The organism is Parapedobacter tibetensis (assembly GCF_024704835.1).
In the GTDB taxonomy this organism is placed as follows: Bacteria; Bacteroidota; Bacteroidia; order Sphingobacteriales; family Sphingobacteriaceae; genus Parapedobacter; species Parapedobacter tibetensis.
Map to the genome: position 1 here is coordinate 1 of NZ_JAMXBE010000007.1, position 26,290 is coordinate 26,290.

At 47.1% G+C, this 26,290-nt stretch carries 18 protein-coding genes; 1 reads left to right on the forward strand and 17 read right to left on the reverse strand.

Features of this window, described 5'->3' with window-relative positions:
- The 12 genes from NF543_RS12975 to NF543_RS13030 all read right to left on the reverse strand — a co-directional run.
- The coding region (locus NF543_RS12975) for a transposase (protein WP_257668756.1) at positions 1-333 on the reverse strand (333 nt) is incomplete at its 3' end.
- Between the two features lie 396 nt (positions 334-729).
- Positions 730-1,005 carry a hypothetical protein gene (locus NF543_RS12980; RefSeq protein WP_257668567.1) on the reverse strand — a complete coding sequence of 92 codons (276 nt, stop codon included), beginning with the start codon at positions 1,003-1,005 and terminating at the stop codon, positions 730-732.
- A 7-nt stretch (positions 1,006-1,012) separates the two neighbouring features.
- The gene (locus tag NF543_RS12985; RefSeq protein WP_257668568.1) at positions 1,013-1,225 is read right to left on the reverse strand and encodes a hypothetical protein; all 213 of its coding nucleotides are present in this window, start codon (positions 1,223-1,225) and stop codon (positions 1,013-1,015) included.
- A 45-nt stretch (positions 1,226-1,270) separates the two neighbouring features.
- The gene (locus NF543_RS12990; RefSeq protein WP_257668569.1) at positions 1,271-1,858 is read right to left on the reverse strand and encodes an Imm52 family immunity protein; all 588 of its coding nucleotides are present in this window, start codon (positions 1,856-1,858) and stop codon (positions 1,271-1,273) included.
- A gap of 137 nt (positions 1,859-1,995) precedes the next feature.
- Positions 1,996-2,487: an Imm52 family immunity protein gene (locus tag NF543_RS12995; protein WP_257668570.1), complete on the reverse strand. Its 492-nt coding sequence runs from the start codon at positions 2,485-2,487 to the stop codon at positions 1,996-1,998.
- Positions 2,488-2,493: 6 nt separating this feature from the next.
- Positions 2,494-6,141, reverse strand: a complete 3,648-nt coding sequence (locus NF543_RS13000) for a DUF6443 domain-containing protein (RefSeq protein ID WP_257668571.1) — start codon at positions 6,139-6,141, stop codon at positions 2,494-2,496.
- A 103-nt stretch (positions 6,142-6,244) separates the two neighbouring features.
- Positions 6,245-9,481 carry an RHS repeat domain-containing protein gene (locus NF543_RS13005; RefSeq protein WP_257668572.1) on the reverse strand — a complete coding sequence of 1,079 codons (3,237 nt, stop codon included), beginning with the start codon at positions 9,479-9,481 and terminating at the stop codon, positions 6,245-6,247.
- Positions 9,482-9,602: 121 nt separating this feature from the next.
- Positions 9,603-10,232, reverse strand: coding sequence for a hypothetical protein (locus tag NF543_RS13010; RefSeq protein WP_257668573.1), 630 nt, complete (start codon positions 10,230-10,232; stop codon positions 9,603-9,605).
- A 281-nt stretch (positions 10,233-10,513) separates the two neighbouring features.
- Positions 10,514-11,629, reverse strand: coding sequence for an NUMOD1 domain-containing DNA-binding protein (locus NF543_RS13015; RefSeq protein WP_257668574.1), 1,116 nt, complete (start codon positions 11,627-11,629; stop codon positions 10,514-10,516).
- Between the two features lie 37 nt (positions 11,630-11,666).
- Positions 11,667-12,095 carry a SufE family protein gene (locus NF543_RS13020; protein ID WP_257668575.1) on the reverse strand — a complete coding sequence of 143 codons (429 nt, stop codon included), beginning with the start codon at positions 12,093-12,095 and terminating at the stop codon, positions 11,667-11,669.
- A 57-nt stretch (positions 12,096-12,152) separates the two neighbouring features.
- Positions 12,153-13,394: an aminotransferase class V-fold PLP-dependent enzyme gene (locus NF543_RS13025; protein WP_257668576.1), complete on the reverse strand. Its 1,242-nt coding sequence runs from the start codon at positions 13,392-13,394 to the stop codon at positions 12,153-12,155.
- 85 nt (positions 13,395-13,479) lie between these two features.
- Positions 13,480-14,784: a DUF3748 domain-containing protein gene (locus tag NF543_RS13030; RefSeq protein ID WP_257668577.1), complete on the reverse strand. Its 1,305-nt coding sequence runs from the start codon at positions 14,782-14,784 to the stop codon at positions 13,480-13,482.
- A gap of 129 nt (positions 14,785-14,913) precedes the next feature.
- Here NF543_RS13030 and NF543_RS13035 point away from each other — a divergent pair, with 129 nt between their 5' ends.
- Positions 14,914-16,518: a M20/M25/M40 family metallo-hydrolase gene (locus tag NF543_RS13035; protein ID WP_257668578.1), complete on the forward strand. Its 1,605-nt coding sequence runs from the start codon at positions 14,914-14,916 to the stop codon at positions 16,516-16,518.
- Positions 16,519-16,582: 64 nt separating this feature from the next.
- Here the strand turns inward: NF543_RS13035 and NF543_RS13040 are convergent, their stop codons facing one another.
- The 5 genes from NF543_RS13040 to NF543_RS13060 all read right to left on the reverse strand — a co-directional run bounded on the left by NF543_RS13040 (position 16,583) and on the right by NF543_RS13060 (position 26,281).
- Positions 16,583-17,095, reverse strand: coding sequence for a DUF4168 domain-containing protein (locus NF543_RS13040; protein WP_257668579.1), 513 nt, complete (start codon positions 17,093-17,095; stop codon positions 16,583-16,585).
- 156 nt (positions 17,096-17,251) lie between these two features.
- Complete coding sequence (locus NF543_RS13045; RefSeq protein WP_257668580.1) at positions 17,252-18,385, reverse strand: sialidase family protein; 1,134 nt, start codon at positions 18,383-18,385, stop codon at positions 17,252-17,254.
- Positions 18,386-18,480: 95 nt separating this feature from the next.
- The gene (locus NF543_RS13050) at positions 18,481-20,775 is read right to left on the reverse strand and encodes a DUF5703 domain-containing protein (protein WP_257668581.1); all 2,295 of its coding nucleotides are present in this window, start codon (positions 20,773-20,775) and stop codon (positions 18,481-18,483) included.
- A 29-nt stretch (positions 20,776-20,804) separates the two neighbouring features.
- On the reverse strand, positions 20,805-22,835 hold the full coding sequence (locus NF543_RS13055) for an aceric acid hydrolase (protein WP_257668582.1): 2,031 nt from the start codon (positions 22,833-22,835) through the stop codon (positions 20,805-20,807).
- Positions 22,835-26,281: a glycosyl hydrolase gene (locus NF543_RS13060; protein ID WP_257668583.1), complete on the reverse strand. Its 3,447-nt coding sequence runs from the start codon at positions 26,279-26,281 to the stop codon at positions 22,835-22,837. Before NF543_RS13060 ends, NF543_RS13055 begins: the two co-directional genes overlap by 1 nt.
- Between the last annotated feature and the right edge of the window lie 9 nt (positions 26,282-26,290).

Sequence of the window (26,290 nt, forward strand, 5' to 3'; positions counted from 1 at the left end):
GCTGATGGCACGTGTACCCATGCCACGGGCATACATGCTCAATACGTTACCCTCCAGTTCCTCGGTGATGATCAGTTGCCGCTTGGGCACGATCTTAGGCTCAAAGGAGCCTTCCCGGTCACGGCCCGTCTCCAGCTCGAAGCTGCCGCCGCCCATGCTCCTGACCGTTTTCTTGCTCTTGCCGTTGCGCCGGTTGGACTCACCCGAGGCTTTCTCTTCCTCAAGGTGGTTCTCCAGTTCGCCGTCCAGCATGGATTCCAATAGGTGTTTGAGCATAGGCGCTAATACGCCGTCCGTGCCGCCGGCCTTCTTGCCAGCGTACAAACCTTCCATCGCTTCCTGCTTGAAGCGCTCGAAGTCAAATGGGGTGTTCTTTTTCATTAACATGTCACTTGGATATTCGAATTTATTATTTTTATCCGGTTATCCAGTGACACAGTTTAGGTTACACTCTCGAGGGTGTGGTTTTGTCGCAATTCCATTGTTTGTAATGTCGCTCTCAGCTATCTCTATATTATATCGTATTCAGATTTTCAATAGTTTTGCCATTAATTAAAAGTTCATCTGGCTTCCAATAGTCAATCATTAATTTAATCAGAGAATTTCTATTCTGTCCATCTCTATAAAAATTAAAATCAGCCGGCAAACCTAAAACACAGCTATTTCGATTATGAGGTTTATTCCCATATACCCCCACGTTAAAACTTATCTCTGCTGCCTTGCCGTCTTCTATATATCCTGTCCAATACGAAATCCTTGCACTAAATTATCAAACAATTTATCCCCTTTTTTGACAATTTCACTATGGAAAAAACTTTTGTCAAGGGGTATTTCAAATTTCATTGCCTCTTTCTTACTTCTGCCTTTTTTATACCATTTCCCGAACAACGTACTATTGTGCTCTTTCAATAGAAATAAAAAATTACACACGGCTTCAGCCCACTTCTCTACTTCTTTTTTGTCCGATCTCCAAAATACGCTTATTGATTCAAGTTTTTCTTCCATAAATTCATTATTGCCTTGGTGTATGTATTAACTCTATGCCTTCTATCTTGTTTCTTTCAAATAATTCACGGGTCGCTTCCATCACTTTTTTATCTTCAAAATGCCATTGGATTTTAGCACCATTTACTGTTTCCAATTGTCTGCCGGCTTGATTTAATAGTCCATCTTTCCCACCGAACCATTCGTGAAATTCTCCATCCTTACCAACAAAGTTCTGCATGCCAGATTTGGCGTCTACCACCGCAAACCCTAAGCAAGGCTAGGGTTATTTTCCCTTTAAGCTATACAGTATACGTGTCGCCTCATCTACCGGATAGTCAACGAAATTTTCCAAATACACGAGCTTTCCAAAATTCTCAATGGAATCCGCAACAAAACAAGATGATAACTTCAAGTGCATTCCCGGTTGATAATAATTGACCCAACCGATACGAATCCCGGTGCCCATGCTGTCCCTAAGATCGTTCGATTGCAAAAGCGCTTCATCAGGATCCCAAATTGTAATAAAACTTCGCATCATTTTCTTAATCTCGTCGATCTGCAGAACGTCTTTCAACACCTTCTTATCATACGGCAAATGTAAAACGCAATGGTTTACTACACTTTTTGATTCAGCGCCTGCCCTAATGGAAAAGCTGTACGACTTTTCATCGTCCTCACCTGACCAGGCGGAAAAAGAATAGCCAAATTTAGCATAGCCTAAATTATCTAAATCCCTTGATTTTATGCTTTTCAACAAATGTCCTTTTACGATATCAAAATCGACAAACAACTTTTTTTCCAATGAATCCGCTCGACTTTTTCCGGGCAAATACCAACTCGCGACAAAACCACGAAGTTGATCAATGAACAAGATTACCTTTTCCGTTACACGATCGATATCTTCCTTTCTATTTCGCCAATAGGCGCCAATATAAAACACATTCTCCATTTTTACTGACCGTTTGATTTGTTCGCTATTTGTAAAGTTTCTCTTGCCTATCTTCTGTGTCAGTATGTATTCAGATTTTCAATAGTTTTACCATTAATTAAAAGTTCATCCGGCTTCCAATGGTCAATCATTAATTTAATCAGGGAATTTCTATTCTGTTCATTCCTATAAAAATCATAATCAGTTGGCAGGTTTATAACGCAACTGTTCCTATTATAGGATTTATCTCCATACGCTCCAACATTAAAGCTTATATCTCCAGATTTATCTTCCTCAACATAGCCTGTCCAATAGGAAATCCTTGCACCTAAATCGTCAAATAATCTGTTCCACTTCCTAACTATCTCTTTATGGAAAAAACTTTCTTCTAAGGGTATTTCATGTTTCAGCGCCTCTTTCACACTCCTACCTTTCTTATACCATTTCCCAAACAAAGCACCGTTATGCGATTTCAGAAGTAATAAAAAATCACATACAGATTTGGATAGTCCCTCTACCTCTTTTTTTTCCAACTTCCAAAATACACTTATTGATTCGAATTTTTCCGTCATAATTCACTATTGCCTTGGTGTATAGATTAACTCGATTCCCTCTATTTTATTTCTTTCAAATAAATCCCTTGTCGCATCCATCACTTTTTTATCTTCAAAATGCCACTGAATTTTGGTGCCATCAGCAGCTTTCAATTGATTATTTGCTTGATTTACTAAACCTTCTGTTCCCTTGAACCAATTTTGAAATTTACCGTCTTTACCAACAAAACTCTGCATGCCGGATTTAGCATCTACCAACGCACCATCCACAAATCCATCAAATTTCACATCACCAACTTTGAATGCTTTTCCGGTTCCTACCCCCGTAATGTACTCCTGGTAACTCTTCGCCGCACTTGACCAACCCGCAACGCTTTCTTCTACCCATTGCCCAATTTGGGTGCCACCCAGTTTTCTGATGCCTTGGCCAACTGCGTTTCCAAGCGCTTCGTCCCCCGGTAACCCGGGAGTATAATCAGCCGCCGGATTCGGATCCAAAGCATTGGCCACGGTGCCAGCGACATAAGTGGTAGCCAAAGGATTCGCGCTTGCCCAAATAGCTCCTTTTGCTAAATATGGCAATGCATAATATCCTCCAACAGCCGCCCCTACAGTTGCTAGTGCGCCTGCTGCAAACCTTGCGTTGGCCCGATAGCTAGCTTTCCTAGCCCCCTCATCATTTTGCAGGTATTGGAATGGAACGAATTGAAGGCCCCATAGATCGATTCCGCTTGAAGGATTGTTCTCCGCATAATTATATGGAGACACATGTGAGAATTTTTCGGCAATTGGGTCTATTGATACAAATTTCCCAATCACCGGATCGTAATGCCTAAAGCCATAATCATACCAATCCAATCCCCCTTCATCCTGTAATTCCTTGCCGTTGTATAGGTATTTGTTTTCCGCACCCGACGCATAGGAGTTGAACACCGCCCCGAAAGGGTAATAACTGTCTTCCTGTATGAGGCGTGCCTTGCCCGTGGAAGGGTTCCTGTCGAATGCCACCCTTACGTTGCCCAGATGGTCCTTCAAGTGGTACTCATAGGTATACTGCCCATTGCTTGCAGAACGCAGGATGCGGCCCTGCGCAGTTTGGATGAAGCTGATGTTGTCACCGCTGTAGTGGATGCCGCCTATATAGCGGGTGACCGCGCTGCCCACGGTCTTCTTCAGCTTCGTGCCATCTGCCGCATACTGGTAGCCGATGGTGCTACCCCCGATGGCAACCTGCTGCGGCAGGTTCAGGTAATTGTAGGCCACCGCCGTGACTCCCTTGTTCACATCGGTCTCCATATTGCCGTTGGCATCAAAGGTGTATTCGGTGTTGCCTATAGGCGTGGGTTCCCTGAAACCATGGCTTCTGCTCCCCGTGGATTTCTCGTTCACCCGGCTCAACTGGTTGCCGGTATAAAAGTATTCCAGGTCATCCATGATGCCGAAGGTGCTTGCCCCTGTCACCCCATAGCGTCGAAGCTGCCGGATATTGCCCAGTTTGTCGTAGGCAATATTCGCGACACTGTATCGCGTGTTTTCCGCATCGCTTGTCCAGTTGCCGTTGTATGCCCGGTATGCCGCGGCAAGCAGCCGGTTCAACCGGTCGTAATTGAAGGCGTATGCACGGGGCTTGTCCGCCCGGCCGGTGTTCCAGATCACCTCACTGATATTTCCGTTGTACTGCCCCGGATACAGCTGCAGCAGCCGCTCGCTGTCACCGTATTTCAGCTCCAGGCCGAACAGGTCGTTCTCCGTGGCATTGAGGGTACGCCCGTTGATCTGCGTGAGCCAGCCCCTGATGTTATAACGGTAGTCCAGCTTCTGGAGGTAACTGCCCCCGTTGTCCTCCGAATGCAACTTTTTGGTGATCAGCACTCCCGTTTCGTTGTATGTATTGGACGCCAATAACACCTCCGGCTGGCTGTTGATCCGGTGGTAGGTATTGAGCAACCTGCCGGCATGGTCGTATTCATGGCGTTCCTTTACCGTGGTGGTTGCCGAACCCTTGGTATGGGTGCGCGTGGTGGAGGTTGGCTGTCCCGTGAAATTATAGGCGGTGACCACCACGTCCGTGCCACCGTGGTGGTGCTGGCCGTTGCTTTGGATCACCCGTCCCCAATTGTCGTAATAGTCCACCGACCACAGGTAGGTATCGGTTCCGAGCACCTTGGTCTTGGTGGCTGTGCGGAGGCCGTGTACCATCTTGGAATGCCCGCTCCCCGGTGTCCGCCAGGCTGAAGGGCAATCGGTAGGCAGGCCATAATTATCGTAATAGGTATAGGTATACACTTCGGCTCCGTTGCCGCTGGGAAAGGAGGTGTTGGCATATCCACTGGCATTGGTGGCATGCGGTGTTTCCCAGCCGGTTGCATGGCCGTTTACCGCTGTCTGCACCGCCGCACGCGTGCCTGCCGTGGTCGTGTAGCGCCCGGTCATCACCACCCGCCCGTGTGCATCGTATTTCGTGAAGGTCCATTCCTTCGGGCTTTTGGCCCGCTGGATGGCGTCCTGGGTCAACACCACCTGGTCCAGTTTGTTGTACACCGTGTATTCCACACCCTTGCCCGGCAGCTTTTTCTCCACCATCCTTTTCCGCCCGTCGAAACGGTATTGGTAACAGAAGTTGTCCAGCAGCACGGAACCCGGGAGGGAAGCCGCGTCGGGATTGAATTCACCGTCCCTTCCGGGCGGCAGCACGTACGCCAGGTTGCCGAAACCGTCGTACACGAAATAGGTGGAAAGCATCTCCACGCCGTTGTCCGGTTTCTTATTGAAGCTGCGCTTGAGCACCAACCGGCCCTGTTTGTCCACGTATTCCTCCGTGGTGCCCGCCCGGCCGTCGGCCGGCTTCCAGTTTTCGTCCTTGGTGACCGCCACGTACAGTTGGTTCGCCGCATAGGCACCGTCCAGGGTAAGCGTGGGTGTACCGTCGGTTGCCAGGCTTACCCCGTACAAAGCCACCCTGCGGGTGTTCGCCACATCGCTGAATGCCGTGGTGTTGTTCGTGGCGTATTCCGTCCTGATGGTATGGCCTGAACCGGAAATGCCTGTATGCTGCGGCTGCCAGTCGGCACCCGGCGCCCCTTGCTCGGTAATCCGGTTCAGCGGGGATGGTTCGAACACCGTCACGGAATGGGGATAGGGGCTGCCCTGCACGCCCGTGGGTGGGGTATTGTAGAAACTTCCCTGGGTTGTAACCGCGTTGGTCCTGAACGCTCCCGGCGTACCGCTGACCGTGTAGGGTAAATACTTTTTTGCCTCCCTTCCGAAGGCATCGTATTCAACGGGGGTAACCACGTCCTTGAAGGAAGGGGAACCCTTCACCTGTATGGCCTGTGAGGGACGACCGAGCCCATCGAAGTACATAATGGCCTGTATGGCATCGTCCGTGGTGGGGTTGCCCGGTGGCGTACCGTATGGTTTCCGGTAGGCCGTGGCCAGGATATAGTTCTGGTTACCACTGGGTACGGTACCCAAAGGCTGTGGGGCGGGGACACCGGTGATGTGGATCCAGACGTTTTGCCCCGTGGCCACATGGAAGCCCGGTTTCAGTGTGATGCTGCCGGTGGCCGAGATTTCACTTTGGCCACTGTAGCTGGTCAGCGTGATGTCCTGTGCGAAAACCGAACCCGGTAGGACAAGCAGTAATAATGCTACATAGTGATTCCGTTGCATATCATTCAGTTAATAAAGGTAAGACTTCCTGATGGATTTCTGCAAAATTTTCCCGATGCCCCATCGCGGCACCGTCTCTCCACGTTTCCATGTCCGTATACATTTAGGGTGTCCTGTAATTGTACTTATACTCCTCGACCACGTTGCCGGAATGGTCTTTTATTCCTTTCAGGCGGCCGGCGTCGTCGTATTCGTAATGGAACACGGCTCCGGAGGCATCCGTATGGCTGGTCATCCCCACCAGCGGGTCGTATGTATAGCTGTCCATCGAGGCTTCGATGGGGTGGAGCCGTACGTCGTCCACCGCGACGCTGCCGCTGAGCGTCACCGAGGTGACCCCGGAAACCACACGCTGGTATTGTGTCCAGCCATTGTGTGTGCGCATAACCGTGGCTGTGCCACCGCTGATGCCCGCCGCGGAGGCGCTCTTCGCCCAGTAGGCCAGCAGGTATGCCCGCGAAGCGGTCAGCCCGCCTTTGCTCAAGCTGCCCCCGCTAAGGCTGTATACCCTTTTCCCTGTAGGGGCGGTGCCATCCGCAGACGTGGCCCCGCCATATGTCCAGTTGCCTTTGCCGTCGGACTCGAAACCGGCGTATGCCATATCAGTTTGCATCGCATTGGTAACCGCCGCAACGGGATACCGGCCTTTATATGACCACAAGTAACTGGTGGATGGCCCACTTGCCTTTGCTAAGCTCAACACATTCCCCTTATCATCAAACTGATGATAGATTATCGCATCTTCCCGCGTTTGACTGGTTGTATTGAATGCCTTGATCTTGTTTCGTACGAAAATCTCACCCGGAAGTTCGTCGTATTCATTCGTGGTCCAACTTATAAGAACATCATTTACAGATACCTCTTCCTCCAAAACCTCACTGAGATTATTGGTTTGGACCATCCTTGCAAATACCGACCCCGAATAGTTCCTATCTGCCGGATATACCGTGAGTCTGTCTATAATATTGTGTCTGCTATCTTCTTCGACCCCCCTGATCATTTGGTTCCTGGAATTGTAATAATAGGAGATAACCCTAGATATTGAATCACTCCCGGAGTAGATCACTTCCTTTTTTTCCTCTAGCATTATCTTAGCGGTCTCTATCTGATATTCGCCAAAATTGTAAAATGATGAAATGTAAAAATAATAGGCAGGGGTATACTGATCGATTGCCCCCTCGGATCTGGCGAATGGCCGTACTTTCAATCCTTTAAAGGTTGGGTAATACTTGTTGAAATACTTATAGACCTCTTTTTTTAACAGTGTGCCTCCACTCGAATAATATTGTTTTTCTGAAAGCACGGGCTTCTTCCAATAGGCATAATTTGAAACGTACTTTGGCGCGACCCCGTAATACTGCATGAGGTTGCCATCATCATTGATTATTTCAACAGCATACGGGTATCTCGTGGATGGTTGATATATTGAAGTGTATTTGTACACGGTCTTTCCACTGTTTGCTCCGCTGGGCGAAGAAATATATTCCGTTGCGTAGGTGTAGTAGGTGCTGCTACCCGGATCTGGAGGGTCTCCCTGGAGATTGGAGGAATAAGTTACAGCACGCTTTGCATAGGTTGGATAACCATCCGCAAATACGGTGTGTTCCTTCCTGAAGTCTATAGCTTCAAAGTAAAATGGCGCATAGCCATTGCCCGACTCATTCTGGCCGTACTTGTAAATCCGTTTTAACTGCTCGATCCCGTCGTCGAACTTGGTAATGGATTTTATTCGGATCCCTCCCCACTGCTTGGATTGGTTAATACCGGACGATATCCTGTTCGGTTCATATTCATAAACAGATTTTCCTCCTGTCTGATAAGCAATGCTTTTCAGTGAAAATATCTCGGGGTGTGGGTTTTCTTTCCTTTCCGTAAACACATGGGGGTATTGGTTATACAGAGTGGTGTTTAAAATTCCATCGCAAGTCTCTCCCGGCGGATCCATCGGGTCTGTCTTGAACTCATTGTGTATTAGGCGGGAGAGACTCGTTTCAACCTTGTTATAGCCCCAGTGGTCCGGCACCAAAATAACGTTGGAAGATAGATTCCTTTCGAAGTAGTCTAAATTGTATTTCTCAACGCTGACCAAATCCCCCCCAAAAACCGCTATCGAATCCAAAAAGACATAACTGGCCGTGGTTCCATAGTAACTGCCGAAATACAATTGGATCCGTTTAATTAAACTATTATCGGAAACATCGTAGATATTGATCTGACGAAGTTTTGTGCCGGTTAAGGAATTCGACTGTTCGACGAACGCTATCCGTTCGTGGGGCGTGGTAATCTCCGACAACGAGAATATGGAGAATTGGCTGCTTTGCCGTTCATCATCGTAGCTGTATTGCCAGGGCTCGGAAGCAGCACAATTGGTCACATTGATCGTGGTATGCATTTGATACTTACTGGATACGGACCTATTCGTATATTCAAATTTAATTTTTTCACCATACTTTGTATCTATGTCCGTCAATGCCCATGCGGTTGCAGCAGCACCCTGATAGTAACCATTATTCGTTTCCAAAACGTCAAACCCGGACTTGTCTACCTGCTCCCCGAAACTGTAAGTATTTTGGTTATCGTCCTTGATGCTGAAGCCGATGATTCCCCTGGTCCAATTATTTGAAGCCACGCTATCCAAGAAGGAAAATTTATTGTTTGTCGGATCAAATTCGCTAACAGTCTTATTTATACGATCACTGATGATGAAGCTTCCACATTGTCCTGGGATACTGTAATTAAAATGGTCATATTCCCCATCCAAATTATTTCCGCTAGCCGGCGGCATGTTCATATTGAAATTATGCTGACTTACGAACCTGGATAAAAACCTGTCCCTGTCCAGGTATTTCTGAAGGGCGGTACGGATCTCCGGCGTAATCTGCTGTGATGGTACATGGAGGTAACCTTCGTATTGATCTATCGCATCATTATATCCCTGGAGCAACGTTTCGAAATTGGACGGCATTGCCGTTTCCTTAGAATCAGCCCATCCATAGATTGTTCTGGAAACGCGGTAACTACAACTCAAGCTCCATCCCACCCCCACGTTCCCATCGTCTTGCCCTGCCCTTATTCCAGAAGCATGGTAATTCAGTGCTATCGGAATTTCCAGTCCTTTGGCTCTGATAACGTAAAGTGGAATCGAAATCTCGGGTAAACCGGTACTATGATCCACCGGGAAATTGATGTACTTATTAAGTTCGGCCGTTATAGGTGAAGGCGGCACCACATTTGGAACCTCCTGGCTTAATGTACAAAGCGGTATTAAAAATAAAAAGAACACACTGGAAAAGCTTTCGGCTCCTTTCATCAAACAACGGATTTTTCTGGTAATTTCCATACGATTCGGTTTCTTGCTTATTGCGTATATTTAAAGTGACTTCAATTCCTCTCAGATTTCGATAAGTCGTAAACGGGTCGTAAAAGCACTATGTTAAGGCTAATTAACCCGTTTTGAAAACTTATTTTGATCCCGTAAGGGTATTAACTTTTTTCTCCAATTCGATAATATGCATGGTCAATTCCTCAATTTTTTTCAAGAGCAGCAGGTTCATCCCGGCAAGATCGAGGCCGTCACGCCGGATATCCTCAGCCGATGGGATTTCCGGTAGGTGTTTATGTTCCTTCACATAGGCCTCGATATACTGTAGCGTTGGTAGCTCGTAGTCCGGTTCGAATACGTAGTCCGGCACGGAGATATCAGTCTTCACCTTTACTTCCTTGGCCAGGATGTTGCCATCAACAGCCAGCTTCGCTTGCGGGTCAATGGTACCGATGCCGGTATTGCCATTCGGCAGTATGTAAAGACCAAGTTTTGAAGACCACGGGCTCTGCCCATAGGCCAAGTAAAAACGCTGGACTTCTTCAGCGGATCCAAACATACCCATTTCCATGGCCCGTGTGCTGGGTTGCTGGTTGGTATATAAACCTATCCCCCTTGCCCATGTTCCCGCCGTGACCGGGCTGATTAGTTTGATTCCGCCACCGTCTATCGTTACATAGGTGTTTTTGGTGGTTGGAAATAAATTCTGGGCGGATAGGTGTAAGGCACATGCGCATAGCAGGGCTATAAAGGTGAGTATAGGTTTCATAAATATTAATCGGTATATGTTAATTCCTCAAGTTGATCTGTTGGTTCACGTAAATCGGTTTAATGATTAAATATGTCCTTGGGGCCATTCACCCCCGCACACATTAGCCAATAATACACCCTGATGGAATCTTACACACGTTTAGGCTGATGTTTTATTTCGCCATAATATTACGGATGCAAATCCGGAAATCCAAATGGTTTTTCACTTTTTTTGCCTGTTGCGATTTATGTCGGGAACCACCCTTGCCCCACCGGAAGTTCACGTCTGGCAACCGGTCCTCAACCGGATATTTCGCCTAAAAAACGCCATTTATACCCCTTACACCTAGACAGTATTCCCTTACATGCGGCCGATATAGCCGTTTCCGATGCCTGTATGGCACGGGCTGCTTCCCTGATACTATCAAAGGAACCGACATATTTTCCTTTTAGGGTATACTGGTTTACTTTTTTAACCCGTAGGGCTCTTCCGGCTTTATGGTTCGACAGGTCAATCTTAGCGGGCCCGACGCCTTCTTTCCAGAAATAGTTGCCGGCGCTTTTATACCTGCCCAGCAAAACCATCCTGATGGAACCATTGCGTATTCCCGTTTCCTGTTCTGCTTTTAGCATCGATGGATACTCAGCAACTTTGTTACCCCTTAAATCATATTGGGTTACCCGCGTTCCCCAGGATTTATAATCCCGTCGCCGTTTCGCTAACAGACCTTTAATATCAATTTTCCGTGCCTTACCATACCGCCAGTAAAACCCTCCTGCGGAAAACACAAGTTCACGTGCCGAGGTCCCGATTGAAGCATGTGAAATCCCTGTTAACCGTTCGGCTTCTCTTACGCTTGGATAGGTACTGATCTTTTTCCCGTCTTTTCCGTATTGCGATACTGTTTTTTGGCACGCAGCTACCGAAGCGCTTTTTATCTTCTCTTTATAATGCCCTTTCAGCGCGTTGGACCTTCTGCCGCTCTCATACGTCTTGCTTCTTTGCTGAATGGCCGGAATCATTTTTAGGTTGTCTGGCCGCATGTCCAAGCCATTCCCGTTTTTGGGGATGATCAGCACCGAAGAGTCGTCCAAGGCGAATTCCTTGACAAAACAACAATAAACCAGCCGTCTCACCGAAAACCGGTACGTCTTATTACTGACCTGCATGCTGGCCCTAAGATGCAAAGTGAAATCCCCCAGCTCTTCATTCGGCGCCTTATGCAACGTGGTAACGTTTATCTTTTCCGGAAGCGTTATTACCTTGCCATCGGGATAAACCACTTCCCGCTTGAGCCTTTTAATGCGGCCCAAACTGGAAACAAGATAATACCCGTCCAAGCCAGGGACATCAGTCCATTCCTCCCTTTCCATATCTTCCAAGACAAGGTTTTGATATGGATATTGTTTAAACATTGATATGGGTATTGTTTAAAAAAGCAAGTAGTCCAATTTACTCGTGTGGGGTGCCTGCGCGCAATGCCACCGCGTACATCTTCATCTGCTTCACCATGGAAAGCAATCCGTTGGCACGGGTAGGTGAAAGATGCTCTTTAAGGCCGATTTGATCGATGAAATATAAATCACTATTGGCAATTTCCGCTGGAGAATGACCAGACAGCACCTTGACCATTAGACCTACTAATCCTTTTGTGATGATGGCATCACTATCTGCAGTGAATAAGATCTTGCTCTCCTGATGGTCAGCGTGAAGCCAAACCTTCGACTGGCAGCCTTTGATCAAATATTCATCCTTTTTATATTGTTCGTCAATGAGTGGCAGTTCTTTCCCTAACTGGATGATGTATTCATACTTGGCCATCCAATCGTCAAAGAAAGAAAAATCTTCAATTAATTCGTCCTGTATTTCGTTTATAGTCATTTTTTTAGATGTGAGATATGAGACGTGAGATATGAGATGTGAGATGTGAGATATGACTTACCCCAACATCGCCGCAGCTTTCTGGACCCCAGCGGTCAATATGTCAATATCCTCCTTGGTGTTGTACATGGCAATGGAAGCCCGTACCGTGCCTGGAATGCCATACCAATCCATGAGCGGTTGAGTACAGTGATGTCCCGTACGTACAGCCACGCCTAGTTTGTCCAGTATCAAGCCCACATCATACGGATGTGTACCATCGACCAAAAACGAAATAACGCTCGACTTATCTCCGGCTGTACCGATAATCCGCAGTCCCGGTATTTGCAGCAATTGCTGCGTAGCATATTCCAATAGCGCTTGTTCGTGTTGCGCGATGTTGTCCAAGCCCACAGCATTGATATAATCAATGGCATACGCCAAGCAGATACCTGCCTCTATATTGGGTGTCCCCGCTTCAAACTTAAACGGCAATTCATTATAGGTGGTTTTGGCGAATGTCACATCCTTGATCATCTCACCCCCCCCTTGGAAGGGTGGCATCGCGTTGAGCCATTTTTCTTTTCCATAAAGTACGCCCACTCCTGTGGGTCCATACATCTTATGTCCAGAAAACGCGAGGAAATCTACGTCCAGCGCCTGTACGTCGACTGGAACATGCTGTACAGCCTGAGCGGCGTCCAACAATACTGGGGCACCGTGGGCATGCGCCAAATCGATGATTTCCTTCACCGGATTAATCGTTCCCAATGAATTGGATACATAGGTGATGGCTACCATTCTGGTCCGCTCGTTAAGCAAGGAGCAATAGGTCTCCATATCCAGTTCACCTGCATTGTTGATGGGAACCACATTCAATACCGCTCCCCTATCTTCGCACAGCATCTGCCAAGGGACAATATTGGAATGATGTTCCATGGCGGAGATGATAATTTCATCCCCAGCATTCACAAATGCCCTGCCGTAACAACTTGCCACCAAATTGATGCTTTCCGTAGTCCCTTTCGTAAAGATGATTTCATGTTCATGGGCTGCATTGATGAAGGGTTTCAACTTGCGCCGCGTCACTTCATAGGCATCGGTGGCCAACTGACTCAAGTGGTGTACACCACGATGCACGTTGCTGTTCAGCAAGCTATAGTATCCCACAACGGCATCGATGACCTGTTGTGGTTTTTGCGTCGTCGCCCCATTATCAAGGTAAACCAATGGTTTTCCGTTCACCTCTCGGGAGAGAATCGGGAAGTCTTTCCTAATCCTATCCACATCAAATCGCTCCAAAACTACTGTCCTTTCCATAGGGTACAAAGGTACGAGTATTTTATTTATCGCGATGTTGATGCAACGTAAAGTTTTGGCCGGATAACCATCGTATCCCCATGTTTCAATTGATCCGCGCCAAAAGAAACAGTTGCAAAAAACGCCCCACTTCTCCTTTCATATACCGGTTGTATGCAACGAGGTTACCGTCAGGCGACCAATTGGGTGCTCCCACGGGCTTCGCGTCATCCTCGAAGCGTTCGGTAATCCGCAGGGTTTCACCGGTAGATAAATCTGTAATGAAGATGCTGTTGTCTGCCGGATAAGCAACCCAATCCTCATCTGGATGGATGTTAAACGGCCCCTGTATTGGAAAAGAGTTGTCCGTAAGTTGGCGAGGCAGCCCTCCATTGGGAGAAACACCAAAAAGCTGTACCATATCGTTATCATCTTTTGCGAGATATAGAATCAAGTTGCCATCGGGGGTTGTCCGCAACCAATGCCTTGGTCCTTCTACACCATGTTTGGAATAGGTGACCCGTCGTTGTACAACCCCAGCCGGAGGGTTGGGCCGGGTATTTTCCGTGCCTTCCAACGGTCTGCCGTCTTGAGCTTGTTTTATATCTTCAGGTAAATCTACGACAAAGATTTCAGTTACAATGTTTCCTGCTTTATCCCGCACATCTCCCTGAAAAGCAATAGCATGTCGCTGTATACTTCCATCATGCTTGAGGTAGCCATGATTGCCTATCCAGCATTCATCGAAAGCCTTATCGATTTCATTGCTCCCAGGAGTAGGGTTTTCCACTACTTCAGTCACCACCACCGAAAACCTGTCCCCATCGTTGCACTCCAATAGGCTATCATGAACAACCGCCACCTTACCCGACACCATGATACCCACCATACGCAAATCCCTTATGCTTGAATCCGTTTTGGCCAGTTGTTCCATCACGTAATCATTGTACGTAAAGCTAATCCATTGCCCATCGCTGCTCCATGAGTGCGCGTGGGTACCTCCACGAAGCGCTCCAGCTGTAAATGGCGGGGTAATATCCCGGGCGTCCATTAAAATTGGTTGCTGAGGGCGGTCAATATCGATAGCTACACCCGTACGACGCGTCATGCCATATGGCTTGGATTTATCGGCATTGCGGATACCATGGATAAACAATACCCGGTCTTCAACAGGTGAAAATGTAGCGGCACCCACACCGGGGCCAAATTCCGTTTGGTTTTCCGTGCAGTATAACACCCGTACTTCACCCGTCTGCACATTGACCAGCTCAATGCTACCCGTACTGCCTATCTGGGTATCATCATTGCGTGTGTCATAAATAATCCATCGGCTGTCTTTAGAAAATACTTGCGTGTTGTGGATCGTGTGGCCGTTCGGCGCAGTGGTGAGCTGGATTTCCTTAAATTTCATCGGGTGTGTTACGGTTATTGCAATTCATCGTTCATTCGATTACCAAAGGTAAAATTTCTGCCACATTAACCATATTCTCAACTTTTTTCTGGAGCTTTAAAAAATCTGTTTAACCAAAATCAAAATATCATGAAATACATCAACTTTCATTTTAAAACGCAAAAGCTAGGTCTTTCATCTTGGCTATGCATGCTCTTTATTATCAGTACGACCTTATCATTTGGGCAGCGTGGGCGGTTTGCTGATCCCCCACTGGATCCCATGGTGGAGCAAATTGTGAAGGAAGCCAACGATAACTCGCAATTAAAACAGCTTGGCCATGAACTGCTGGATGTCGTAGGTCCTCGCTTGGTCGGCACACCGCAAATGAAGAACGCACATGATTGGGCCGTAGAAAAGTACAAAGGATGGGGCATCGAAGCCCGTTATGAGGAGTTTGGCGAGTGGCGTGGCTGGGATCGCGGCATCTCTCACATCGACATGGTACACCCCCGTGTAAAAACCTTGGCGGGCACTCAATTAGCTTGGAGTCCTACAACAGGCGGCAAGGCGGTGGAAGGAGAGGTCATTACACTCCCTGATGTACAAGATTCCTCAGCTTTTCAAGCGTGGCTACCCCATGTAAAAGGTAAGTACGTGATGATATCCATGCTGCAGCCAACTGGACGGCCCGATTACAATTGGGAAGAGTTCGGGAAACCTGAATCGGTTGAAAAAATGAAAAAGGAACGCGATTCATTGACAGCAGCCTGGAACGAAAAGATAAGTACTTTTGGTATATCGAGCAATTCGCTTCCTCGCATTCTGGAAGAGGCAGGTGCAGCAGGGATTCTTAGCAGCTACTGGTCGCGCGAATTTGGATCGAACAAGATTTTCGGGGCGCGTACGACGAACGTCCCTTCCCTCGACATCTCGTTGGAAGACTATGGCATCCTTTATCGACTTGCAAAAAATGGCCACAAGCCACGCATTAAGGTCGAGACCGATTCTAAAGACCTGGGTACCGTACCCACCTTCAATACCATTGCTGAAATCAAAGGGACAGAGAAGCCTGATGAATATGTCATCCTTTCAGCCCATTTCGATTCTTGGGAAGGAGGCTCCGGTGCTACCGATAACGGCACGGGTACGATTACCATGATGGAGGTGGCGCGCATTTTGAAAAAAATACTACCTAATCCCAAAAGGACGATTTTGATCGGGCACTGGGGAAGTGAAGAACAGGGGCTGAACGGCTCAAGAGCGTTCGTATTGGACCATCCTGAAATCGTGGAAAAGACCCAAGCCGTATTCAATCAAGACAATGGCACTGGTAGGGTAGCCAACATCAATGGATCTGGATTCTTGCATGCGTATGATTTCATGGGGAAGTGGATGGCCGCTGCACCGCGTGAGATTACGCGGGATATTAAAACGGATTATCCAGGTTCTCCCGGCGGCGGCGGATCTGACCATGCTTCCTTTGTCGCGGCGGGAATACCGGCATTTATGATGAGCTCCTTATCATGGGGTTATGGCACGATCACTTGGCATACTAATCTGGACACCTATGATAAGCTGATTTTTGATGATTTGAAGGACAATGTTATCCTCATTGCAACCCTGGCTTATAAGGCCAGTGAAGAACCTGAACTCGTAAATAGGGAAAAACGTGTACTTTCTCCAGGCCGCGATGGCCAACCGGGACAGTGGCCCGTCATCCGCCAACCAAGGCGCTCAGGGGTGGGGTATTAATGTTCTAAGTTATATAATTAGCCCATGCGATATCTGACGTGGGCTAATTATAATTTGCTGATCATTAATTCTCCTTTTTCTTTTCCTGCAGTTGTTCTTCCATCATCTTGTCCAATTGCCCTTTTACTTTTGGGCTCTGTTGATAGGCTTGTGCGATTTGCTGATACGTATTCACATCCAACCCTTCTCCTTCAACGGTTTTTATCATTTTTCCTTCAATGGTTTGCTGCATCCCCGTGATTTTCTCTGCGGCCTTTTGAAAGGACTCCATATCCTTGGGGTCATTTTTTTGAGCGGTGCTGTACTGTTGCTGTTGGGACTGGGCTATTTGATTGAACTTCTCAACGGAAATCCCCTCGGCTTCAATAATTTTCACCATCTCACCCTGCGCCTCCATTTGGATTTCACTGATTTTTGCATTGGCATTGAGAAAGGACGTCAACTCCTTCTGCTCAAAATCTTCCTTTAGCGGCGGCTGGCTGGGGGTAGGCACTTGCCCGAAAGCTACATTAAAGCTCAAAAAAGCCACTAATAGCACGAACGTTCCGAACAAGGCATTTCTTTTTTTAGTCATCATCACTTTGCTGCTTTTTGCGTTATCGTATATATATATTGAACGCAAGCAGTCGATATTATTGCCCTGACAACCAATAAATCTGAAAATCTTACCATTAAAACCTGCTTCAAGTTGTGCTATCCCCCTTTTTCCAATCGCAGGTACCGTTAGCCAATGTCAAAGCTTGGTCGGGTCGACCACGATATACTTGATGGATCTCCTGTTATACGTATACGTTATATGCACTAATCCGTCGGTTGACTGAATAACAGCTGGATAAGCGTAACCATCTTCTATGGGTTCATTTTCCAAGGTCATCACTGGTTTCCAGTTAATCCCATCAGTGGATAAGGCAAGATTTAATATGTTTCTGCCCTTTGGTTCCTCTCCTTCTTTCGTGCTATGATTATAAACCAGCAATTGGCGACCATCCTTTAACGTTACGGCATCGGTACCTGAATTGGGATTGGGCAACGCTAAGGCAGACATTTTACTCCAGGACCTGCCTTGGTCTTCAGACCAGCTTTGGGATAATACATTTTGCCTCGTACGGCAAATGACCTGCATCCGGCCGTCAGCATAGGTTAAAATACTTGGCTGTATGGCATCAAACTCCACGCCGTCATTAATTGGTGAAACGACCTCCCAGGTTTGGCCCTTATCTTTACTAATCTCAAAATAAACCCGCCAATCCTGCTCTTTACCTTCCCTTGGATACTCAATACTGGTTGGATTGATGATTGTGCCATCGGTTAACTGTATGGGTTTATTTTTTATTGGGCCAAGTAAATGACCTATTTTGGAGTCCTCCCCTAATTTCCTGGGGGCGGACCAGGTTACTCCATTATCATCAGAAGTTACGACCATTCCCCACCATGTTTGCGGACTGGGGCCGACCTTATAAAACAACATCAGTGGCCCGTCTTTCGGGAGAAAGAGTACGGGATTCCAACAAGGATAACGTAACGTATCATTTATTTGACCATTAACCGCTTCTTCCGGCTGGGTCCATTTTCCGTCTATAAGCCTCGCTATCCTGATGCTAACATCCGGATGGCGTTCATGAGTGCCGGCAAAAAATGCGCAGACTATCCCCGTCGGTATCTCTACTAGGGTTGATGCATGGCATTGGGGCGTTGGTCTATCATCCAACGGGTAGATGAGTTCGCCTTTTAAATAAGCGCCCTCACCGGGATAAGATCGCGTCGGGATTTTATATTTACCGTTCATTTCTTGTGAGTGGGTATGCTGTATGGTAACCATGATCAATAACGATACAGCAAAGCAGTTAAGTTTTATGGATTGTCTCATCAATTAAAATTACGTTAAATTCTTATAAAGCGTTCACGGTGCAATATATTAATATCTTTCGTTCCATACGAACAATGAATCTCCGTTGCATCAAGTTATTTAGCGGCGGTGTCAGTACCAAAAATATTCCTTTCCCTATCTGCAGGGGTAATGCGTTGTTTCTGAATCTTTCCCTTTCTAAAGGAAATTTCCACAGTTGTATGATGAGGGGCATGCAGCTTGAAGTCTACATCCCAGTCATCCGGCCAGGCAGGTAAAAGAAACAAGTTGACACCATCCGATTGCAGCAGCATTTCCTGTAGCCCAATCATACCTGAACCTCCCCAATTATGATCGGGAACCCAATCGAAACCTGGTCCCCAGAACGCGGGGAATCTCCGATCAGAATCCTTTAATTTTAAGGTCGTGTATTCACGTGCTTCCTCCGTAAGTCCCAGTCGCGCTGCAAAAATATTGTCTTGCTTCCACCCGATATGGCTCCTGAATTTCAACACATCGGGATCATATTTAAAGGTGTTAATGGCGGTGTCCAACCCCGGCCTACCCAACCCATATATGCCCCAAGGATAAACTGGATACAATTGAGGGGATTCGGTATTGTTTATCCGCTCCCATAGTTTAGCCGGGGACAACATCGTACGTCCATCAATGGTACGGAAGCTCAAAGGCGGTATGCGTTTATACAGCTCTTGGAAATAAGCTCGCTTTTCCGGCTCCAGCAGCTGATCTGGCAATTCCAACAGGCGCTGTACCACCACACGCAATCCAGCAACTGTAGTACTGGCATTGTAGGCCATTTTATAGGTTTCGGCCGATGATCCAGGATAGAACACCAAATGCCCATATTCAGCAAAAACCTTAGCTCCCCGTTGCCTGGCACGGTATTGATAATGTTCATCGAAAAACCGAAGGCAACTTTCGATGAATGGGATGTATTCACGAATATCCGCATCCACATAGCTGTGGGTTTCCAGCATCATCATGCAAAATTCCAGTACGGTATCCCATTGGTATTCCAGCCACGCATTGTATTCTACCCCTTTATCAAAATCAGCAGGTCTTTTCCAACTATATTCAGCTGGATTGGGCAGACCGAAATTCTCCAGTTGCTCGGTAAAACTTGCGCCTTGATGTCCCCAATAGGTTTCAGTTCGCAACTCGGCATTACGTAATAACCGGGTATAAAAATGGAACTGTGATTTAAGCATATCGAAATCACCGCTCCTCAACATCGGCCAATAAACCAACCGTTGGTTTTGTGCTGTATGGGTACCTCCTCCCCAATTCCTAAAATCGGGGGTAAAACGGTAGGAACTGTCGATACTTAAAGGGTCATAGGTAAATAATCCGCCATTGAATTTCGTAGGGTACTTGCCATAGGCATTGCATCCCAACATATAGCGGAATAATTGATAATTGCGGCCGACCTGAAATCCCAAATCATTATCATCGTTTTTATCCGGGTTGATGATGATGTAACTACGTTGCCAGTAGGCATTCCACCAACGCATCGTTCGTGCCTTGGCTAGACTTCGCGCTGCGCTTGCTTTAGAAACTGAGGTGAGCAGCGCCTCCTTCCAATCGGCAATATGATCATGTTGACCAACATGCAATCCGACCTGAAGGTGGTGTTTTCTTGCAGGGGCCACGCTTTCCAGTTTCCAACCTTTAAAATCGGTGTCCATATACCGCCCGTAAACTACCCCGGCAGGCCGCATATTTTTTCCAACCATTGCACCTCCTGAAGTCAATTTCTGAAGAGGATTATAAAGTTGGTTTTTGACCTGATCGAGCCCCTGTTGCCTTACGGCTACATCAAATATGGTGCTATCTGCATTTTCATGGTAAAACAGCACGGAATTATTCTCAAAATTAATCGAGTCCTTAGCGGTACGTATGATTCCCTGTGGGGCCCATTTCCATGAATTGGCGTTGTTCTCCCGCTTTTCGGGAAACAAGTCCCGAAATCGCCAACTTTCATAGGTCGCTGTCGCTTTTAACGGCCGGTTAGCTGAAATATCGATATGGATAGTTGGACTGAACACGTCCACCCATAGGTCTAGGTTAACCTTTACCCCCTGACTTTCCGCTTCAATGTTTACATATCCATCCGCTAGTTTAAGCTCCTGCTTAAAGTTGCCATTGTCAAATGGATTTGGGAATAATTCAACGCGTACTCTTCCTAATTTCAATAAGGTATTATTCTCATCAAATGCCCCACTCCTACTCATATAAAATAGCAGTGCCCCATCTTCTACCCATACATTGAGGCCTATATCTCCCCCGCCCAGCGGCATGGATTCCCCTGAATGCTTGCTTGGCGCATCCCAAACCACATTGTAACGATCAAAAATACCCTCCTGAGAATGTGCGTTCCAGCAAATAGCCATCCAAAAAATGGATAAAAATGCTATTCTTACTACCTGACCACGGGCAACCATACCGACATGTTTCCGAATTCACGATTGCCCCAAGCATAGTAGGGGATTAACTTCACTGGGATTTGCGATTGTGGGCCAACGCTTACCGGCCGGTATAAGCCATCCCATTTACCTTTACCAATGGAAACCGCATTTCCCGATAATAGCATAACCGTGGACTCGCCGATTTTTGCCTTCACGGGTCTAAAGTCTGCTGTAACCGAGATAGCCAAATCAAACAGGTCTATAGCTGCCGGAATGTCTGCTGCCTCCAAGCAATAGACCATTGGGCCACGTTTCACGGCGATCTGGTTGCGTGTCTCCTCCACCAATGGATTGGATTCCAATAGCGTTACAGGCATATCTAAAATCAACTCCACACGGTCTCCTGCTTTCCATAACCTGGAAATCTCCATATAGTTTCCGCCATCTGATTTGATGTCTTGTTTCTCGCCATTCACCAATACCATTGATGAGGCACACCATCCCGGAACCCTAAGGAAAAACGAAAAGGTTTCCGCCGGGGCTTTTTCTACATGGATATTAACTTTACCATCCCATGGATAATCTGTTGTTTGTGTGATTTTGATTTCGCCTCCTTGAATTTCCGTGTCAAGTGTATTTCCGCCATATAAATTAAACCAAATCCCGCTATCCGAAAAGCTATATAAATAATTGACCACCTCTGCCACCGTCCGCACGGTATTCGGAGGGCAACAGTTAGATAATGAAATATAGGGGACTCGTTTCTTCGACCAGCGCTGTTGGAAGGGAAGCCGGTCTGAGTAACTCAACGGGTTGGTATATAAAAAGCTTCCCCCATCCAGGCTCACACCAGACAACACACTGTTGTACAACGCTAGTTCCATCACGTCGGCATATTTTGCATCCCCTGTCAGTAGGAGCATCCTCCAGTTCCATAATACATTGCCGATGTTGGCACACGTTTCGTTATGTGCCGTGAAGTTCGGCAACTGGTAATCCCGGCCGAAAGCCTGGTGGACTTTTTGTACTGTATCTGGGTTGTAGGATGTACCGTCTGGCGAAACGCCATCGTATAATGACCCGCAGCCGCCCGTTACATACATTTTATGGGAAATCAAATCATGCCAAATGTGTTCCAAACGGTTCATCAGCGTGGTGTCTCCGGTCTCTGCGAACAAATCAGCCACTCCAGCATATAGGTAAGTGGCACGGACAGCATGGCCAACGGCTTTGTTTTGTTGACGAAAGGGAACCCGATCCTGGTTGTCGTCCGTACCATCCTCAATTTCTCCCCTGATATCCACCAGGTGGGTAGCCAATTCCAAGTAACGGGGATTGTTCGTCGTCCTGTACATTTCTACCACACCCATATAATGTGAGGGACAAATGGCATTTCTTGCCAAAGTGGGTGATGCTTTTTTATAAAATCCGTACAGGTAATCCGCAGCTTTTTTGGCAATATCCAAAAGATTTGTCTGGCTGGTGACCCGATGATGGATGCAGGCTGCCGTCATCAGATGGCCAATGTTGTAGGCTTCAAAACTCAAACGGTCTTCAAATGCCACCCCTGCTCCGGTATTGCGTTGGTCAATGGTGGCTTTGGTATAGATATAACCGTCTTCACGTTGGGATTGTGCAATGACGGGAATTACCTCTTCCAACCATCGTTCGAGCTTTTTGTCTTGCGTAATTGCATAAACACCACAAACAGCTTCCATGGTTTTATAAAAGTCTCCATCATGAAAGGACGGTCCACGATGCACCCCTTCGTATAATCCCGCCGCAATTTCAAAATTGCGGAAAGCATGGCTGATTTCATGATCGGTGTAAATATTCCACAACGTCGGCACCATGTTATGGGTGCAGATGTCAAACCGCTCTGCCCAAAAGCCTTCGGTCCACTTCACTGCGCCCATATCCGCAGCATGCAGTTTGGCATAAGGACTCCCGCTGGTGTTGACCAATGCTCTTTGTTGGGCAAAGAGCAGATGAGACGCAATAATCAGATAAACCACCAATGCTATACGCTTAACATATCTTTCCATCATCGTTTATTTTTAGTGGTGTCCATGAATTGTTGTTCGGTGACTATTTCTACCGGTCCAAATAATCCAGCTTTATGAAGCTGCCCAGACAATCGATAAGGGGCCGTGGTCTCCGTGATGCGCTTATCCGCAGGGAGTTTTTGATCCCCAATCAGCCTGTTTGCCCATGTGTTGGTCACCCTTATTTCAATGCTGTTTTTGCCAGATTTCCATGCTTGGGTAATATCAACACGGTTAGGTGCTGTCCAAACAACCCCACAATTGACGCCATTTACCATCACTTCTGCTACGTTTGCCACTTCCCCTAATGATAGGTAGACCCGTTCATTTTTCCTTGCTTTTTTACCCTTAATCGCTGCCTGATAACATGCTGTTCCAGCGTAATAGGTTATCCTTTCGTCATCATGCGTGCTCCAATCTTGCAAGGTTTCGAAAATCACGGGTTGTGCAGGCCCTCCATACTGTTCACTAAACAATACCTTCCATGGGGTAAGGATTTCCTTTGTTTCTACCACCCTGCTTTGGGGCAATGAAATTTCCTGCGTAGTGAAGATGACAAAAAGTGATTGTGACTCGTGCATCATGCAGTCAAATGACGTTCGGCTTTCTTCGTTCTCCCATCTTACGGGCATCCATGTTTGTCCTGTAACGGCATCATAGATGATTGGCACTTTGTCTTTCACCCGAAATGAAAAATGCAATTCCCTTTTTTGGTCTTGTTGATTCGAAATGAAATAGATTTCCTCATCATGATCTATGCGATGGTTCCAAGCCATATCTTTGGCATATGATCCGCCCTCGGAAACGATAAAATCTCGCTCCAGTCCAATTACATCGAATGTCGACGCTTCATAGGGCCCTTTGATTACCTTTCCTTTACCGATTTCCCTCACCCATACTTCCTTCCCGTCCTGAACTTCTTTTGTAAAGTTCCCTTCAAACAATGTGTTGGCCACCTCGCGTACCACGGCATCATGCTGTGCGTTATTGGCCAGTCCGGGAACCTTTTCCGGACGCTCCCCTAATACCACGACCGCTCCCTCTTTGATGAGTTGCAATAGTTTAGTGGCCGTCTCTGCAGTCATCAATTCCGGATGTGGCTGCATCTGGTGTTTACGGGGTAGCACCAATACGGAATATGCCACTCCTCCGGGCAGTACAATCTTACCTTGCTCCACGCGCGCGCCATTGATCAAGGCGTCTGGATTTACCGAGTCATAAGCATATCCATTCAATGGGTTTATCCACTGTTCGGCTTGAGCCATGTTTGCACCCGTAGTTACCCCTGCTATTTTCTGTATAGAATTCCCCTCATTTTTCAGTCGCTGCACCTCCTTTTCCACCCTTTCCGCTCCAAATATTCCCGGGAGGGTACTGACCAATCTATCGGGTAATACCGCTCTCCGTGGATATTCCTCTCCGATGAATACCGCAATATCCCGAACAGGCTTACCCTTCTGCAATAAGGTGTGACACCTTTTTGCATAATCTACCCAACTCTTACCCGGTTTCCACCATGTTTGATCGCGCTGGAAATACAATCCCACGCCATCCAACGTCATCCCAGGTTTCCGGTCCATCCATGGATTGTGCGTATACACGTGGTATACCAAATTGTTGATACCTAACGCATAGTTCCTATCTTGCAAGGTTTTAATATTTCCGGGGTGTTCATCCCACTCCATCCGGATTTGTGTAAATGCTTCCGCCTGCACCACGGGTTTCCCATAGATATGTGCGCTGGAAATCGCATCCAAGATGTCGTTTGGTTTGTCGTGCGAGGGACTTCTCAACCAAAATTCCCCCATAGGCACGTCAACTTCCCTAAAATGGATGAGCCCATCGGCGGTCATTACGGGGGCGGTGGCTTCCGATGTAAAAATGACACTATTGGCATGAGCAAGTTCAGCTAAAACCGTAAAGAAATTATCAGCGATCAATTCGGATATGGTTTGCCTGACATCATAAAGGAAACTTTCAGCAACATCCGCACGTTCAACAGGCACACCTGCCATGGCTGGTAGGTATGGCAGGGGATCGTATCCCCTACGCTTGATAAATTCCGACCGGAAAACAGGCGACCAATTCTGGCTTCCGCATTCCCATGAATCCACGTGGAAAACGGAAAGCACGTTAGTTGCCAACTCCAGGCCAGCCACTTCCTTGGCTTTCATGAACCAGCTGTTGAACTGCAATTTCACCGCCTCAGGATTGAATTTATCACATTCCAATCCCTTTCCAGCTCCCGCGGTTTCATTTTTGTGACCGGTGGAAGTATGTCCCATACGGATAATCGCCCAATTTCCCGCGGGGACATTCCAATCCAGGGATCCATCGGCATTCAACCTATCGGTAATGTCGATGATGCTTTCCAACGGAATTCCAGCTGTGGCTGGTATTTGTGCTTCTGTAGTTCTCGGCCCCACCCGCCATACCATACCCGATTTACCTTCAAACTGGTGGAGTTTAGGTGTCTCGAACAACGTGATCCCAGTCAATTTCAAGCTCGGTTTCCATTTGGCCGCATCTAAGTCTTCACTGCCGGGCTCCGTGCCTTCGGGATCATATACAAACCGAAAATACCTTGCCGTGACTGGCAAGATGGTATGTGTTACCCCCGCATCCCAATCCAACCATCCTGATCGAGGTGGTGTAAGCCGACCTATCCGTTCATAATGGATACCATCGTCACTCGTTTCGACTATCAAACGATTGGCTTGGGTATTCGAACTATTCACCTCAATTTTTATACGATTACACGCAAAGGGCTTATCAAACCGGTATTGTATCCATAGCGGGTCATTGCTACCAAAGGTTTTGGTATTGTTGGGTTCCACCAAATACTGCACATCCTTGCCGGTACTTGAAGAAACCTGAACAGGGGTATTGAGCGTGCTTTTTGCATAATTGTCGCCTACGGGATAGGCATACACCCGAATATCCTGATAAAAACCTTCATGAGCTTCGGGCCTCCGGAGCACCATGTTTTTATGTAACCCTCCCATAACCAGGGTATCCGTCCAAACTACCTTTTGCATGGAAAGTTCTGGTGTGATCCATGGGCCGCCGGCCGTCGCGAAACCATCATTGGGCAACAAGGCTATTTTAATGCCCAATCGCTCTGCTTCCTCAAAGGTATACTGCATCAATTGCCACCACTCGGGTGTTAGCGTTTCAATCACGGGCTCAAACAACGGTGGATCTGTTTTTCCTTTGATTGGTGCCAGGTATGCTCCTGCAATTCCGACTTCTTTCATAGCCTCCAAGTCGGCCGTGATGCCGGCCTTCGAAAAGCTTGCATGCATCAAATACCAAAACACCCAAGGCGAAGCTGAAGTCGGAATATGCTGGTCATCGGGCACAATATGCCCCGGCAATGTTGCATATTGCGCAAGCATTGATGAAGGAATGAAACAAAAAAGGCAAAGCAACAGTTTAAAATTCATACCTTGTTA

Excerpts from the sequence above, each read along its gene's own strand:
- NF543_RS12980 (WP_257668567.1), bottom strand. The coding sequence starts at position 1,005 with ATGGAAGAAAAACTTGAATCAATAAGCGTATTTTGGAGATCGGACAAA.
- NF543_RS12985 (WP_257668568.1), bottom strand. The coding sequence starts at position 1,225 with ATGCAGAACTTTGTTGGTAAGGATGGAGAATTTCACGAATGGTTCGGT.
- NF543_RS12995 (WP_257668570.1), bottom strand. The coding sequence starts at position 2,487 with ATGACGGAAAAATTCGAATCAATAAGTGTATTTTGGAAGTTGGAAAAA.
- NF543_RS13000 (WP_257668571.1), bottom strand. The coding sequence starts at position 6,141 with ATGCAACGGAATCACTATGTAGCATTATTACTGCTTGTCCTACCGGGT.
- NF543_RS13005 (WP_257668572.1), bottom strand. The coding sequence starts at position 9,481 with ATGGAAATTACCAGAAAAATCCGTTGTTTGATGAAAGGAGCCGAAAGC.
- NF543_RS13010 (WP_257668573.1), bottom strand. The coding sequence starts at position 10,232 with ATGAAACCTATACTCACCTTTATAGCCCTGCTATGCGCATGTGCCTTA.
- NF543_RS13015 (WP_257668574.1), bottom strand. The coding sequence starts at position 11,629 with ATGTTTAAACAATATCCATATCAAAACCTTGTCTTGGAAGATATGGAA.
- NF543_RS13020 (WP_257668575.1), bottom strand. The coding sequence starts at position 12,095 with ATGACTATAAACGAAATACAGGACGAATTAATTGAAGATTTTTCTTTC.
- NF543_RS13025 (WP_257668576.1), bottom strand. The coding sequence starts at position 13,394 with ATGGAAAGGACAGTAGTTTTGGAGCGATTTGATGTGGATAGGATTAGG.
- NF543_RS13030 (WP_257668577.1), bottom strand. The coding sequence starts at position 14,784 with ATGAAATTTAAGGAAATCCAGCTCACCACTGCGCCGAACGGCCACACG.
- NF543_RS13035 (WP_257668578.1), top strand. The coding sequence starts at position 14,914 with ATGAAATACATCAACTTTCATTTTAAAACGCAAAAGCTAGGTCTTTCA.
- NF543_RS13040 (WP_257668579.1), bottom strand. The coding sequence starts at position 17,095 with ATGATGACTAAAAAAAGAAATGCCTTGTTCGGAACGTTCGTGCTATTA.
- NF543_RS13045 (WP_257668580.1), bottom strand. The coding sequence starts at position 18,385 with ATGAGACAATCCATAAAACTTAACTGCTTTGCTGTATCGTTATTGATC.
- NF543_RS13050 (WP_257668581.1), bottom strand. The coding sequence starts at position 20,775 with ATGGCTATTTGCTGGAACGCACATTCTCAGGAGGGTATTTTTGATCGT.
- NF543_RS13055 (WP_257668582.1), bottom strand. The coding sequence starts at position 22,835 with ATGGAAAGATATGTTAAGCGTATAGCATTGGTGGTTTATCTGATTATT.
- NF543_RS13060 (WP_257668583.1), bottom strand. The coding sequence starts at position 26,281 with ATGAATTTTAAACTGTTGCTTTGCCTTTTTTGTTTCATTCCTTCATCA.